The following is a 12,925-nucleotide window of genomic DNA, read 5'->3' as shown; positions in this document are numbered from 1 at the left end:
GGAGATCGAGCTTGCGTGAGGCTGTCGCAAAAAAACGCCGCTTCAAAAAGCGGCGTTTCAGAATTGCTCTCATGAAGGAGACGTCATCCCGCCCTTCAGGGGTTCAGACCACATGAGTGCTGGCTTCCCTGTTGGGTTAGGACCAGGTCTGACTTATTGCACCACGAGTTCCGCCTGCAGCGCGCCGGCTGTCTTGATCGCCTGAAGGATGGCGATGATACCAGTTGGTCGCAGACCGATCCGGTTGAGACCTCGTACCAGCGTGGGCAGGTCCGTTCCACCGACAACAGCCAGTTGACCACCGCTTTCCTGAGCATCGACATATGTTCGTGGCACAACCACTGTCTGGCCATTCAGCGAAAACGGCGACGGCTGCGAAACCTCGGGTGCTTCCGATATACGAACCGTCAGATTGCCATGGGTAATCGCAACGGTCGAAATCTGCACATCCTTGCCTATGACCACAGTCCCTGTTCGCTCATCGATCACGACCTTCGCAATCTGGTCAGGCGTCACCCGAATAGCCTCGATTTCAGCGATGAACCGCGTGACACTGATGTTTTGCGGAGGCGTGAGTACCACGGTGCGATAGTCGCGCTCCTTGGCCACCTTGATGCCGTATCGCTCCCTGGTGAACTGGTTGATCGCATCGGCGATACGCACTGCGGTGCGGAAATCCGGATTGGAAAGTTCGAGAACCAGGTTAGGTATTTGCGAAAATTTAGCCGGCAAATCTCTTTCGATGAGACCACCGTTTGGAACCCGACCGACAGTCGGTATCCCCTGGGTCAGGCTTTCCGCCTGCCCCAGCTCCGAGAAACCTGATACTGCAACGGGGCCCTGCGCAACCGCGTAGATTTGCCCGTCAGCTCCCAGCAAAGGGGTAGCGATGAGAGTACCCCCGGCAAGTGACGTCGCATCGCCAAGCGAGGACACACTTACGTCGATCGTCGATCCCTGACCGATGAAAGACGGCATTTCGGCGGTCACGACAACGGCTGCTACGTTACGCGTCCGCAGCCGCGCATCGCGTACGTTCACCCCCAGACTGTCGAGCATCGATTGCAGCGATTGCTCCGTGAATGGGGAATTGCGCAACGTGTCGCCGGATCCTTTCAGACCGATAACGAGGCCATAGCCGACAAGCTGGTTGTCGCGCACCCCTTGCAGACTGGCGATGTCCTTGATCCGCACCATGGACATTGCCGACACCGGCAAGGCCAACAGTGCAGCCAGAACAAAAACGAGTAACCGGGTCATAAAATCAGTTCTCCACACGTATGGTGCCGTCTTCTTGAACCCGCCCGGAAACAACCAGACCGCTATCGACATTGCGTACGCGTACGAAGTTGCCGGCTCCGCCGTTCTGAAGAGCTTCCACCTGCATGATGATCACCAGCCCCTGCTCACGGAAAACCAGTCGCGCCGGCTCACCACGACGAACAAGGACCGGCTTTTCGACCGAATTGATCGGTACCGGCTGTCCTGGAAGCAACGTACGCCGTGCAACCATGCCAACCAGTTGGCCCCTGTTGGTAGACACCGCGAATTGCTGCGCTGTCCTCGTTGGAAACGACCGTTCGATCAGATCCTGGTGAGTGATTTCGGTTCCAGCCGGTATGGTCTGGCGCGGAACCGGCAGATCTATGCCTCCGGCTGCTTTCGCTGCCCCGGTGCTGAAGATCATGACCAGCACCAGGAAAAGGGATCGGATCGTCATCACCTTCTCCCTGTTAGCGAATGCCGTTGGTGACGGTACCGGCCATCTCGTCGGCGGCTTTCATGACCTTGGAGTTCATTTCATAGCCGCGCTGAGCGCTGATCAAGGCAGTGATTTCCTTTACCGGATCAACGTTGGAGCTTTCCAGATACCCCTGGCGAACCACGCCGAAACCCGGATCACCCGCAACACCGGTAACAGGCGTGCCAGACGCCTCGGTTTCACGGAAAAGGTTGCCACCCACTGGTTCCAGACCGACATCGTTGGCAAAATTGGAAAGCGTCAGCTGTCCAAGTTCACGAGGCGTCATCTCGCCATCGACCTTGGCATAGACCTGACCCGATTCATTGACGACAACTTCAATGGTTTCTTGCGGAATGATGATCGCCGGTTCGACGGCATAGCCGTCAATGGTCACCAGTCTGCCGTCTGCATTCTTGTTGAACGAACCGGCTCGGGTAAACAGTGTTTCGTCATCAGGACCGGTAATTTCGAACCATCCCCGCCCATCGAGCGCAACATCGAACTGGTTGCCGGTGTTGGTCAGCGAGCCTTGGGCATGGAGTTTGCGGATCCCGGCGGTACGAACGCCCAGACCAAGCTGAGCACCTTCCGGTACAGGATCTTCACCACCCCGGTTCGGCACGCCCTGCAGGCGCTCTGCCTGATAGAGCAGGTCTGAGAATTCCGCCTGCGAACGTTTGAAGGACGTGGTGTTCATGTTGGCGATGTTGTTGGCGACCACTTCGACATTCGTCTGCTGGGCGCTCATGCCGGTCGCGGCGATAGCAAGGGCTTTCATGGATTTTCTCCTGGTAATTACAATCGCTTATCGAGGCCAAGCCTTCGATCAGATCGACATGCGGCTGATTTCCTGATAGGCGCTCACGACCTTGTCGCGGATGGCAATTGCGGTCTGGAGGGTCGATTCAGCAGCCATTACGGCCTCGACCACCTGCTGTACCGACGCCTGTCCGTCGACACCTGCAATCGATACCGCTTCGCCTTGCTTGATCTTGTCGATCGCATCGGTCGAAACTTTCGCCATCACATCGGAGAAACTGGATTCGCCCACGGCGCCCGTGCCGCCAAGATCCGGCGTACTCGCCGTGTACCTGGTGGTGGAGGCTGCTTTCAGGACGCCGTCGGTCGACGATGTCAGCGCGGAGATTTCATTGATCATGATCAGTTCCTCAACAGGTCAATGTTGCGCATGACCATCTCGCGGGCCTGCGTCATGACTTTCAGATTGGCTTCGTAAGAGCGGTTGGTTTCACGCATATCGGCCAGTTCAAGCAGCGTGTTGACATTCGGCATCTTGACGTAGCCGTTCTCGTCTGCCGCCGGATGGCCGGGGTCGTATTCCACCGCGAACTCGGCTTTGTCCTTGCCGATGTCCTTCACGGAAACCAGGTTGGCCTGGACGGCGCGGTTGAATTCACTTTCGAACGTGATGGTCTTGCGCCGATAGGGATCATCGCCGGCTGCTTCGCCGGTAGAGCGGGCGTTGGCGAGGTTTTCGGACACAACTCTCAACCGCTCCGACTGCGCTCTGAGACCAGCGCCGGAAATCTGCAAGGTTGTGGAAAGCGGATCAGACATGATTGTTTTCCTTTAGGATTTCACTGTGGAGAGGTACATGCGGTGAAAGGACTTCGCGATACTGGCGTTCAACGAATGATCGCGCGCGACCTCTCCTGCCTTCATGAGTTCCTGTTCCAGGCTGACGGAGTTACCGGAATGCGTGACCGTCCAGCTATCCGCCTTTTCGACATCGGACTTGCGCGCGGCTTCCATGGTCTGACCAAGATGGCCGTCATGAGTTGCGGTCATGGCAAGCTGGGTTTTGCTGATCACGGTTGTGAACGGTTCCAGGTCCTTGGAGCGGAAGCCTGGCGTATTTGCGTTGGCAATGTTTTCGGCAATGGTCGCCTGGCGGACGGACAGCCAGTCATTGCTATTCGAAACGAGTTTGGTCAGGAACACAGGTTCCATAGAAGACCTCCTATCAGCTCAGGTTGCCCCAAGGGATAGTCAGCCAAGCTTGCCCGAAACTGTTCGACCGTGATGATTTGGCAGGGTTCCTTCCCGGACGCCTGCGACGCAAGTTTCACGCAATCTTCGGTGTGCATGCATTACCGGTGCGGGCGCCCCTGCCCTTTCAGTATTCGGTATTAGGGAGAAGCGTATGAAACGTCTGCAGCCGCCGACCTGCGCAAGGAAAGCAGCCAGACCCTCGGTCCAACCATTCATATGTCGCGCCTTCACGATGCACCGTGTCCAGCTTGCGAAGGCCGGGCTCCTGCAGGCTGCAATCGCTGCTTCAGTTGCCTGCCTGGCCCCAGAAGCCTCAGCCCAGACCACGAACTGCGACGCCTACGCAAGAGCCTATGCAGATGCGCATATCAACAAGGATCAATCGGACATGCCGATCGTCGACGGCGCGATGGAAGGCGCCGTTGCAGGCGGCGCCTGGGAAGGCCCAAGTGGAGCACGCAGGGGTGCAATAACGGGCGGTGCACTTGCAGTGCTGGACAACCTTGGCAGCACACCGGCTGGTTGGCGCGGTTTGTACGATCTTGCATATCGCCTTTGCCGGAACGCACAATCACCAGTCACACACCGCCCCTCGACGCTGGGAGATCCCAGCTATCGGCCCGTACTCCCCGGTTCCGGCAGACCAGAGCCCTTAAGGCCAACGGGACCGCTCGCCCCATCAAGACCCAACAACTGAGGTTGTGCCATGTTTTCATTTCTGTCTTCGAAACGGGACTCCATTGCCGCAGCAATTCAGCGTCGCCTGCATCCGCGCCAACGCACAAGATTGCGCCCCGCGAAACTTGCGAGTCTGGACAATGAATTTATTTGCGATTGCACGATCAGGGACATTTCGGATGGAGGTGTCCGTCTCGTACTGAACGAGGTTACCGACCTGCCGGAGGAGTTCTATGTCTTCGATGCCGTCCCCAAAACCGTTGCCGAAGTGCAGCTGCGCTGGCGCGACGGACTGGCCGCCGGAGTTGTCTATTTAGTTCCACCTGCAAGTATCCGGCACTTCAAGAACACCGGCGTCAGAAAACTTGCACAAAGGCTTTATGCTCTGGATGGCTAGGTCCCGAGTAATTGTCCTACAAATTTCAAAGCAGCGAATTCATTTCCTTGCCTGAATGGTCAATAATTCAAACAGCAGCGACATAAAGAGACTCCAGAAGCGACGTATTAGCTTTGCAAAACGTCGTGGCAACTCATTAAATCTAGTATTTTATAAAATTCGCTTGTAAAACATGCGCAGGACACAACGCCGGTCTCGCCGATCAAATACGATTGGAAAGACCCGACTGCCTGAGTCTGTTGAATGGATAATAAAAAGCGTAATTTCTTCGAACTTCCGGACAAGGTCCTTACATCCCTGCCGACGGGGGCAGTCAAAGATACGGTCGAACATCTCGGTAGAAAGATTGCGCGGGGAGAATATCCGACAGGCGCGATCCTTCCGCGTGAGGACGAACTTGTCGACAGCCTCGGTGTTTCGCGAACTGTTGTCCGAGAAGCCATCAAGGTGCTTTGCGGCAAAGGGCTCGTTCGAACGGCACGCAGATATGGGTCTCGGGTCTGCCCCTTTGACGACTGGAACCTTCTCGATCCGGACGTCATTCGCTGGCATGACCCAAGAAGTCCGCAGACTGCGAGAATTTATGCGGAAGCAACCGACCTCAGACTGATTTTCGAGCCGGAGGCCGCCGCCCTGGCAGCCGTCAACGCAAGCCGGGAGCAACGCGACACCATTCTTGCGGCCGCGCGTGCCATCCATCCTCTGGATGGTCAGGAAAGCATGATCGGCGCCGACTACATGTTCCATGCCACGATCCTGCAGGCCAGTGGCAATCAGATGCTTTCCCAGCTCCAGAATCTGATCTACGCGGTTATGCTCTTTTCCTATGCCGCTTCACAACGAACCCCTCCGGAAGAAAAGATTGCACGTCGCAATCACGTCGGCGTTGCTGAAGCGATCGATTCCGGAGACGCAGAACTGGCGCGTGGACGCATGAAAGACATGCTGGTGCAAAACAAGGCCATGGCGGACAAGCTGGTCGCTTCGACCCTCCAGGAGTGACGTGGTTCACAGGACACCTGTAGGTCTGTCCGGCAAACAAAGACAGGCATCCGATAATTTCTCAACCGGATACCCGCTCTCTCAAGAGAACTCGTGGAGTGACGCCTGCGTTTTCACATTTGTTGGACAACTGAGAATTTTCCCAGCAGACTAGGGAAAACCAACAATGATGGCCTAACGGCCAACCTGGGAACGCCATGAAATTCTATTCAGAAACCGAATTGTCCTCCGGCACATTTTTGGGCCGTGTCTGGCGACCCGATGTCAGGGGGCCCGCCGTCGTCACGCTGCGCGAAAACCACGTTTTCGACATCACGTCCGCAGCCGCCCCCACCGTTCGGGATATTTGCGAACTAAGGGAACCGGCTGCCTATGTTGCCGCAGCTAAAGGAGAAGATCTTGGTACTCTGGATGAAATCGCGGCTGGTACCTGCAGCGATCTCGCCAACCTGCATTTTCTGGCTCCCTGCGATTTACAGGCAGTGAAGGCATGTGGCGTGACCTTCGCAAACTCCATGGTCGAACGCGTGATCGAGGAGAAAGCGGCAGGAGATCCTCAAAAGGCCGAAGCGATCCGGGCACGGGTAGGTGCAACCATCGGCGACAGCCTGCGTAACCTGCGAGCCGGATCCGAAGAAGCTGCCAAGGTCAAACAAGCGCTTATCTCCGAGGGGCTCTGGAGCCAATACCTGGAAGTCGGCATCGGCCCGGATGCCGAGGTCTTTTCCAAGGCGCAGGTTCTTTCCTCTGTCGGCACCGGAGCCCACGTCGGACTTCACCCGGTGTCCAGCTGGAACAACCCAGAGCCGGAAGTGGTTCTGACAGTCTCTTCAAAGGGTGTGATTGTTGGCGCAACGCTTGGAAACGACGTCAATCTGCGTGATGTCGAGGGCCGTTCGGCTCTGCTCTTGTCCAAGGCAAAGGACAACAATGCATCCTGTGCCATCGGACCGATGATCCGACTATTCGACCAGGGATATTCTCTGGATGACGTTCGACTGGCAGAGCTGGACCTGACGGTGGAGGGAACGGACGGCTTCATCCTGAAGGGGAGATCTTCGATGAAGGAAATCAGTCGGGACCCTGTGGATCTGGTCCGGCAAACCCTGGGCCGCCACCATCAGTATCCCGACGGGATCATGCTGTTTCTCGGTACCCTCTTCGCACCGACGCAGGACCGGGACGTTGCCGGAGAAGGTTTCACTCACAAACTGGGCGACGTCGTCACAATCGAAAGTCTGGGCCTAGGTCGATTGAGCAACACGGTCCGGCTTTCGACCGAATGTCCGGAATGGACATTCGGCATAAGCTCCCTCATGCGCAATCTCGCACAAAGGGGTCTCTTGTAGTCGTACGCCGAATTGCCCAGCGCATCACGAAAGCGCTAATCAGGAACCTTTCGGCCGACCTTAAAGCGACGGCTGGACCATCTTCGCCGGATCAACAACCCGGTCGAATTCCTCCGCACTGACGAATTCAAGGTCAAGGCATGCCTGCTTCAAGGTCAGATCATGCTCAAACGCATGGTGTGCGGCATGACTGGCCTTGTCATATCCGATCACCGGACTTAGCGCAGTCACCAGCATCAGGGATTGATCCAGAAACTCCCTGATGCGCTTCTCGTTCGGCTCCATACCTTCCACCAGGAAAAGGGAGAAGTTGGTGCAACCGTCGCCCATGATCTTTACCGACTGCAGGATCGCATTGATCATCAGCGGCTTGTAGACATTCATCTCCAGGTAGCCACTGGCGCCACCTATCCCGACGACGACGTCATTGCCCATCACCTGTGCCGCAACCATCGCCAGTGCCTCGCACTGCGTCGGGTTGACCTTGCCTGGCATTATCGAAGAGCCCGGCTCGTTTGCCGGAATTTTCAACTCAAAGAAACCGCAGCGGGGCCCGCAGGACAAGAGGCGGATATCGTTTGCGATCTTGAACAAGGACACTGAAAGCGTCTTCAAGGCTCCGCTCAACATGACAAGAGCATCATGCGCCCCCTGAACCGCAAACTTGTTCGAAGCCGTATAAAACGGCAAGTCCGTCAGTTCAGCGATCCGGGTGGCAGACAACTCCGCAAAAAGGGGATGAGCGTTGATGCCCGTCCCGACTGCGGTTCCGCCCAGCGCCAGTCCATAGACATCCTTTAGGGCAAAACTGATGCGCTCAATGTCCTGACGCAGCATTTCCGCATAACCGGAAAACTCCTGACCAAGCGTCAAAGGCGTGGCGTCCTGCATATGCGTTCTGCCGATCTTTATGATGTCGTCCCAGGCGTCGGCTTTGTCTTGCAGGCTCTTGTGGAGCAGCTGGACGCCGGGCAAAAGGCGATGTGTCACCTGGAGTGCAGCGGCCATGTGCATCGCTGCGGGAAAGCTGTCATTGGACGATTGAGACAGGTTCACGTGATCGTTTGGATGAACCGGATCCTTTGACCCCAGCACACCACCGGCAAGGGCAATGGCGCGATTGGAGATCACTTCATTCACGTTCATGTTGGTTTGTGTTCCGCTGCCGGTCATCCAGACGTGCAACGGAAAATGGTCGTCAAGTTTTCCATCAATTACTTCGTCGGCTGCCTGGACAATCAACCGAGCAAGATCTGCATCCAGCAACCCCAGCTCTTCGTTTGCTAGGGCCGCTGCCTTCTTCAAAACGCCATAAGCGTGGACAAGCTCTATCGGCATCAGGTCGCTACCGATGGAAAAATACTTCAAGGAGCGCTGTGTCTGTGCCCCCCAGTATTTGTCCTCCGGCACGTCTATTTCGCCGATGCTGTCGCTTTCAGTACGCATATGCGCCTCCTCGTGAGTGGCTCAAGGGGCCAGCAAGGTTTCCGTCAGTTCACTATCGGGATCCTTCAAACCGTCTATGACATCGAAATGATGGCGGCCGGGATCCTCCTTGTAGGTGGCCATTGGCCAGGCATCCGCAAGGAGTTTCGATTGCCTTAGAAACTCCGGACGCTCCGCTCCGCCAACCCAGGCGACAACCGGACAGTCAACGGCGGGCACCATCAATGCCGCACTTTCGGCCATGGCATCGTCTTCGTTCATCTGGAAGGACTTGTTCATCACCGTGTTTCTGAGCGGGCGAAGGTCGTGCAAACCGCTGATGGAAACAACACGCTCGATTCGATCCAGAACGTCTTTCGGCAACCGGCTGTTTTCGCAAATCATGCGTGTGACCAGATGCCCACCAGCGGAATGCCCGGCAAGACGGATCGGGCCACCGACGCGAGCAGCCGCCTTCGTAATCGCGACAGAGATTTGCCGCGTGATATCTGCGATCCGCGCATCAGGAGCCAGATCATACGACGGCATGCATACCGTCCAGCCTCTTGCCAGGCAGCCGCTAGAAAAATGCGACCAGGAACTTTTATCGAATCTCAGCCAGTAGCCACCGTGCACGAACACGACGAGCCCCTTGGACTTCCTCTGCGGCCGAAACACATCGAACCGCTGACGATCCCCTTCCCCGTAAACGACATCCAGATCCTTTTCGACCCAGCTTTTCCGGAAGGTTTCCGCTTCCTGTGCCCAGCGCACGATGAAATCGTCAGCGCCTGGAATATAGGCAGCATTTGAATAGGCATCGTCCCAATCAATAATCGTCATCTCACTCATTCGAAATCCTCAGGCAAACGTCGAAACCGATCGGCGGCATACTTGCACGATTTACCTAGAAAGCGGAACGGTCTGAATGCCAATCTCAACTTGTCAAACGGACTGCCATCAACCTAACGTCTGAAAAAACCAGTAGTCGGGAGGCAAACTTAGATGGTGGAGCGCTGTTCCAATCGCGTGGCCAATCTTGCGCATTTTCTGTCCAGGAACGCTGCCCGGTGGCCCTCAGGGCCTGCGGTTGTCGAGGATGGGGTCACCTTGAGCTGGTCAGAAATCGATTCGCGCGTCTCCGCACTTGCCAAAGGTCTCCAATCGGAATTCGGCGTTTCCAAGGGCGACGGCTTGCTGGTCCAGGCCCAGAACTCGCATCAGATGATAGAGATCATGTTGGCGGCATTTCGTCTGGGAGCCATCTGGGTTCCCTGCAATTTCAGACAGGCTCCGGGGGAAACGGCCTATGCTGCGGTAAAAGCGAAGGCGAAGGTTTTCCTGTGTGACGCTGATTTTGGTGCTCAGGCCGATGCAGTGCGAAACGCCAGAGATCAGCTGACAGGGTGCATTACAATTGGAGCCAGCGACTTTGGCACAAGCTATGAGGATCTCCTCTCCCGTTACCAGGGACAGGTCCTGCAGAACGAGGCAGTGGACTATAACGATCCCTGTTGGCTGTTCTTCACCTCAGGCTCGACTGGCCGCCCGAAGGCAGTTGTCCTCAGTCACGGGCAGATCGGATTCGTTTGCGTCAACTACATGGCAGACCTGTTGCCCGGGACGACGGAGCGCGATGCGTCGCTGGTCATAGCCCCATTGTCACACGGTGCAGGGTTGCAACTGATTGCCCAGCTATCAGTTGGTTCCACACATGTTCTCCTGCCCGGAGGCGGCTTCAATCCCTCGACTGCATTCGAGTTGATCGAGAAACACAAAGTCAGCAATCTCTTCACTGTTCCCACTATCGTCAAACGCCTGGTGGAAGACCCTTCTGTCGATCAGTACGATCACTCGAGCCTTCGTCACGTCATTTATGCGGGGGCTCCCATGTACAGGGAGGATCAGAAGCTGGCACTCCAGAAATTGGGGCACGTTCTGGTTCAATACTACGGACTTGGCGAGGTCACCGGAAACATCACCGTGCTGCGGCCACAGGATCATTTTCTGGAGGATGGACTTGAGACACGCAGCGGCACCTGCGGTACGGAGCGCACAGGTATAGAGGTTTCGATCCAGGACGAGGAAGGCAATCACCTGCCCCCCAATGAAACGGGTGAAGTCTGCGTCATCGGTTCGGCAGTCTGTGCTGGCTATCTGGAAGACGAAGTCGCCAACCAGAAGTCTTTCCGGAACGGCTGGTTCCGCACCGGAGACATCGGTCACATGGATGAACAGCGCTACCTCTTCCTGACAGGCCGAGCGTCGGACATGTACATTTCTGGTGGCTCCAACGTCTACCCGAAGGAAGTCGAGGAAGTGCTGCTTACACATCCGGATATTTCCGAGGTCGCAATTCTCGGCATTCCGGACAGGCAATGGGGCGAAGTCGGCCTAGCCGTTTGCGTGGCTGCCCCAGAAAAGTCACCCGACCCTCAGGACCTCAGCGACTATCTGAACGGCAAGATCGCCCGCTACAAGATGCCTGCACGTTATCTCTTCATTCCCGCAATGCCGACAAGCGCCTATGGCAAGATCACCAAGAAACTGGTGCGGGAGCATTTGACCGAGAAAGGCCTGTTGTGAGACGGCCCGCCCCCAGGTCTCTGTCCGACATTCGTCATCCCGGCCCAGCTGCCATCAATCGGCTCCCACATGCCAGATGTCTGGCGAAGCCATTGGAAATCTCCCTGGCAGAGCAAACTCCCTTGCTGGAGGCGCTGGGCCGCTTCGCCACGCACCAAGGACTGAGCTCCGCCGTTCTCGATCTTTCCGGGCTCACGCTCGAAGCATTCGACTTCGTAATGCCTGCCTGCGCAATCGATGACAGACATGCAGCCTGGTACAGCGACACGCACTCCTCGAAAGGCGCAACGCTGGAGTCCGCAGTTGCCATTCTCGGGATACGAGATGGCGAATGGTTCGCTCATGTACACGCTTATTGGCACGAGGAAGAAGTCGAGCACCTTGGCCACTTACTGCCGCATACGCTGAAGGTTGCGCATCAGGGGGCCATCAAAGGGTACGGCCTGCAAGGCGCAGCGTTCGTGGCATCGCTGGATCCGGAAACCGAATTCACGCTGTTTCGTGTGCAACAGGATGACGAACAGTCACGGACAACCGACCACAATGCGCTTATCACCACACTCGCTCCGTTTGCCGACCTGACGGACAGCATCCAAGAACTCGCAAAAGAGCTGAAAGCACCCTCCTACCAAGTCTATGGACTGGGCAGTCTGGCCGGAGCAGCGTTCCGCGATGCCCAGCCGATGACAGGTCTGATTTCCGAGATACTCCTGTCTGCAAACGCTGGCGCGAAACCGGAGCAAGAGCTTTGCGTCCCAATCCGCGCCGTTGATCTCGAAGGTGGACTGCATCGGGGCATTCTAACCGCTGGTGGCGCGCCGACTTTGATCACCTGTGAACTGCTGATCATGACCGGATCGAAGGATGACCTGAATCCGATATCGGAGACGGATTGAATACGGCAACTTGTTCGAAGCCAAGAACAGTAAGAGAACATTTACCCTTGCAGAACACAATGAGAACAGGTACCATGTTCTTGATTTGTACCAGATGTTTTCTCGGTCAGGGGACGCCTACATGCTGACGCGCAAGCAGTACGAACTGCTCATGTTCATTCACGAAAGACTGAAAGAAACCGGTGTGCCGCCGTCTTTCGACGAAATGAAGGATGCGCTCGACCTGCGCTCCAAGTCCGGCATTCACCGCCTGATCACCGCGCTTGAAGAACGTGGCTTCATCCGGCGCCTGCCGAACCGGGCCAGAGCCATGGAAGTTGTTCGTCTTCCGGACTCCATCGCACCCGGCCTGGGTGCTCCACGGCCAAGAGGCAGCTTCTCACCTGAAGTCATTGAAGGCTCACTCGGCAAACCGGAGCCTGAAAAAGCTGCACCGGTGCCGGTGTCCAGTGTTACGGAAATCCCCGTCATGGGCCGCATTGCAGCCGGTGTGCCCATCGAGGCCATTCAAACACACAGCCATTCCATCACAGTGCCGCAGGACCTTCTTGGTCGCGGGGAACACTACGCGCTGGAGGTTCGTGGTGATTCCATGATTGAGGCCGGCATTCTGGACGGTGATACCGTTCTTATCCGCCGGACCGACAGCGCCGACAGTGGCGACATCGTGGTTGCACTTGTGGACGATGAAGAAGCCACCTTGAAGAGGCTGCGCAAGAAAGGCGCTTCCATCGCTCTTGAAGCAGCCAACCCGGCTTATGAAACCAGGATCTTCGGTCCCGGCCGCGTTCGTGTTCAGGGCCGCCTCGTTGCCCTGTTTCGTCAGTATTGACCA

The 12,925-nt window shown here is 56.5% G+C and carries 15 protein-coding genes; 7 read left to right on the top strand and 8 right to left on the bottom strand.

What is annotated here, in order from left to right; translation table 11 throughout:
• Window positions 1–153 precede the first annotated feature (153 nt).
• The 6 genes from flgI to flgB are packed head-to-tail and all read right to left on the bottom strand — an operon-like array spanning window position 154 to window position 3,715.
• Window positions 154–1,260 (bottom strand): flagellar basal body P-ring protein FlgI, encoded by a 1,107-nt coding sequence (flgI, locus tag B0E33_RS25740; protein WP_055654466.1) that lies wholly within the window; start codon window positions 1,258–1,260, stop codon window positions 154–156.
• Window positions 1,261–1,264: 4 nt separating this feature from the next.
• Complete coding sequence (flgA, locus tag B0E33_RS25735; RefSeq protein WP_055654468.1) at window positions 1,265–1,720, bottom strand: flagellar basal body P-ring formation chaperone FlgA; 456 nt, start codon at window positions 1,718–1,720, stop codon at window positions 1,265–1,267.
• Window positions 1,721–1,733: 13 nt separating this feature from the next.
• A complete protein-coding gene (gene flgG, locus B0E33_RS25730) occupies window positions 1,734–2,522 on the bottom strand; it encodes a flagellar basal-body rod protein FlgG (protein ID WP_022998496.1) in 789 nt (262 codons plus the stop codon).
• Window positions 2,523–2,570: 48 nt separating this feature from the next.
• Window positions 2,571–2,903 carry a flagellar hook-basal body complex protein FliE gene (gene fliE / locus B0E33_RS25725; protein ID WP_077292789.1) on the bottom strand — a complete coding sequence of 111 codons (333 nt, stop codon included), beginning with the start codon at window positions 2,901–2,903 and terminating at the stop codon, window positions 2,571–2,573.
• 2 nt (window positions 2,904–2,905) lie between these two features.
• Entirely contained in the window at window positions 2,906–3,322 is a 417-nt protein-coding gene (gene flgC / locus B0E33_RS25720) for a flagellar basal body rod protein FlgC (RefSeq protein ID WP_077292788.1), read from the bottom strand.
• Window positions 3,323–3,334: 12 nt separating this feature from the next.
• A complete protein-coding gene (gene flgB, locus B0E33_RS25715; protein WP_022998493.1) occupies window positions 3,335–3,715 on the bottom strand; it encodes a flagellar basal body rod protein FlgB in 381 nt (126 codons plus the stop codon).
• A 193-nt stretch (window positions 3,716–3,908) separates the two neighbouring features.
• Here flgB and B0E33_RS25710 point away from each other — a divergent pair, with 193 nt between their 5' ends.
• From B0E33_RS25710 to B0E33_RS25695, 4 genes are all read left to right on the top strand, one after another.
• The gene (locus B0E33_RS25710; RefSeq protein WP_077292787.1) at window positions 3,909–4,454 is read left to right on the top strand and encodes a hypothetical protein; all 546 of its coding nucleotides are present in this window, start codon (window positions 3,909–3,911) and stop codon (window positions 4,452–4,454) included.
• A 9-nt stretch (window positions 4,455–4,463) separates the two neighbouring features.
• Entirely contained in the window at window positions 4,464–4,832 is a 369-nt protein-coding gene (locus B0E33_RS25705; RefSeq protein ID WP_022998492.1) for a PilZ domain-containing protein, read from the top strand.
• A 243-nt stretch (window positions 4,833–5,075) separates the two neighbouring features.
• The gene (locus B0E33_RS25700) at window positions 5,076–5,834 is read left to right on the top strand and encodes a FadR/GntR family transcriptional regulator (RefSeq protein WP_022998491.1); all 759 of its coding nucleotides are present in this window, start codon (window positions 5,076–5,078) and stop codon (window positions 5,832–5,834) included.
• A 197-nt stretch (window positions 5,835–6,031) separates the two neighbouring features.
• Complete coding sequence (locus B0E33_RS25695) at window positions 6,032–7,183, top strand: fumarylacetoacetate hydrolase family protein (RefSeq protein ID WP_077292786.1); 1,152 nt, start codon at window positions 6,032–6,034, stop codon at window positions 7,181–7,183.
• Window positions 7,184–7,243: 60 nt separating this feature from the next.
• Here the strand turns inward: B0E33_RS25695 and fumC are convergent, their stop codons facing one another.
• Window positions 7,244–8,629: a class II fumarate hydratase gene (fumC, locus tag B0E33_RS25690; RefSeq protein ID WP_077292785.1), complete on the bottom strand. Its 1,386-nt coding sequence runs from the start codon at window positions 8,627–8,629 to the stop codon at window positions 7,244–7,246.
• A gap of 21 nt (window positions 8,630–8,650) precedes the next feature.
• Window positions 8,651–9,460: a hormone-sensitive lipase gene (locus tag B0E33_RS25685; RefSeq protein ID WP_156912490.1), complete on the bottom strand. Its 810-nt coding sequence runs from the start codon at window positions 9,458–9,460 to the stop codon at window positions 8,651–8,653.
• A 153-nt stretch (window positions 9,461–9,613) separates the two neighbouring features.
• Between B0E33_RS25685 and B0E33_RS25680 the strand changes: the two genes are divergently transcribed.
• The 3 genes from B0E33_RS25680 to lexA all read left to right on the top strand — a co-directional run bounded on the left by B0E33_RS25680 (window position 9,614) and on the right by lexA (window position 12,922).
• Window positions 9,614–11,194, top strand: a complete 1,581-nt coding sequence (locus B0E33_RS25680; protein ID WP_077292784.1) for an acyl-CoA synthetase — start codon at window positions 9,614–9,616, stop codon at window positions 11,192–11,194.
• Window positions 11,195–11,286: 92 nt separating this feature from the next.
• On the top strand, window positions 11,287–12,090 hold the full coding sequence (locus B0E33_RS25675; RefSeq protein ID WP_208997709.1) for a hypothetical protein: 804 nt from the start codon (window positions 11,287–11,289) through the stop codon (window positions 12,088–12,090).
• 121 nt (window positions 12,091–12,211) lie between these two features.
• Window positions 12,212–12,922, top strand: coding sequence for a transcriptional repressor LexA (gene lexA / locus B0E33_RS25670; RefSeq protein WP_022998485.1), 711 nt, complete (start codon window positions 12,212–12,214; stop codon window positions 12,920–12,922).
• Window positions 12,923–12,925 lie beyond the last annotated feature (3 nt).

Source organism: Roseibium algicola (genome assembly GCF_001999245.1).
In the GTDB taxonomy this organism is placed as follows: Bacteria; Pseudomonadota; Alphaproteobacteria; order Rhizobiales; family Stappiaceae; genus Roseibium; species Roseibium algicola.
The sequence above is the reverse complement of the archived record's forward strand: the minus strand, read 5'-3'. Positions and strand labels throughout refer to the sequence as shown.

Excerpts from the sequence above, each read along its gene's own strand:
- flgA (WP_055654468.1), bottom strand. The coding sequence starts at position 1,720 with ATGACGATCCGATCCCTTTTCCTGGTGCTGGTCATGATCTTCAGCACC.
- flgI (WP_055654466.1), bottom strand. The coding sequence starts at position 1,260 with ATGACCCGGTTACTCGTTTTTGTTCTGGCTGCACTGTTGGCCTTGCCG.
- B0E33_RS25695 (WP_077292786.1), top strand. The coding sequence starts at position 6,032 with ATGAAATTCTATTCAGAAACCGAATTGTCCTCCGGCACATTTTTGGGC.
- flgG (WP_022998496.1), bottom strand. The coding sequence starts at position 2,522 with ATGAAAGCCCTTGCTATCGCCGCGACCGGCATGAGCGCCCAGCAGACG.
- fumC (WP_077292785.1), bottom strand. The coding sequence starts at position 8,629 with ATGCGTACTGAAAGCGACAGCATCGGCGAAATAGACGTGCCGGAGGAC.
- B0E33_RS25710 (WP_077292787.1), top strand. The coding sequence starts at position 3,909 with ATGAAACGTCTGCAGCCGCCGACCTGCGCAAGGAAAGCAGCCAGACCC.
- flgC (WP_077292788.1), bottom strand. The coding sequence starts at position 3,322 with ATGTCTGATCCGCTTTCCACAACCTTGCAGATTTCCGGCGCTGGTCTC.
- B0E33_RS25705 (WP_022998492.1), top strand. The coding sequence starts at position 4,464 with ATGTTTTCATTTCTGTCTTCGAAACGGGACTCCATTGCCGCAGCAATT.
- fliE (WP_077292789.1), bottom strand. The coding sequence starts at position 2,903 with ATGATCAATGAAATCTCCGCGCTGACATCGTCGACCGACGGCGTCCTG.
- B0E33_RS25700 (WP_022998491.1), top strand. The coding sequence starts at position 5,076 with ATGGATAATAAAAAGCGTAATTTCTTCGAACTTCCGGACAAGGTCCTT.
- flgB (WP_022998493.1), bottom strand. The coding sequence starts at position 3,715 with ATGGAACCTGTGTTCCTGACCAAACTCGTTTCGAATAGCAATGACTGG.
- B0E33_RS25680 (WP_077292784.1), top strand. The coding sequence starts at position 9,614 with ATGGTGGAGCGCTGTTCCAATCGCGTGGCCAATCTTGCGCATTTTCTG.
- B0E33_RS25685 (WP_156912490.1), bottom strand. The coding sequence starts at position 9,460 with ATGAGTGAGATGACGATTATTGATTGGGACGATGCCTATTCAAATGCT.
- lexA (WP_022998485.1), top strand. The coding sequence starts at position 12,212 with ATGCTGACGCGCAAGCAGTACGAACTGCTCATGTTCATTCACGAAAGA.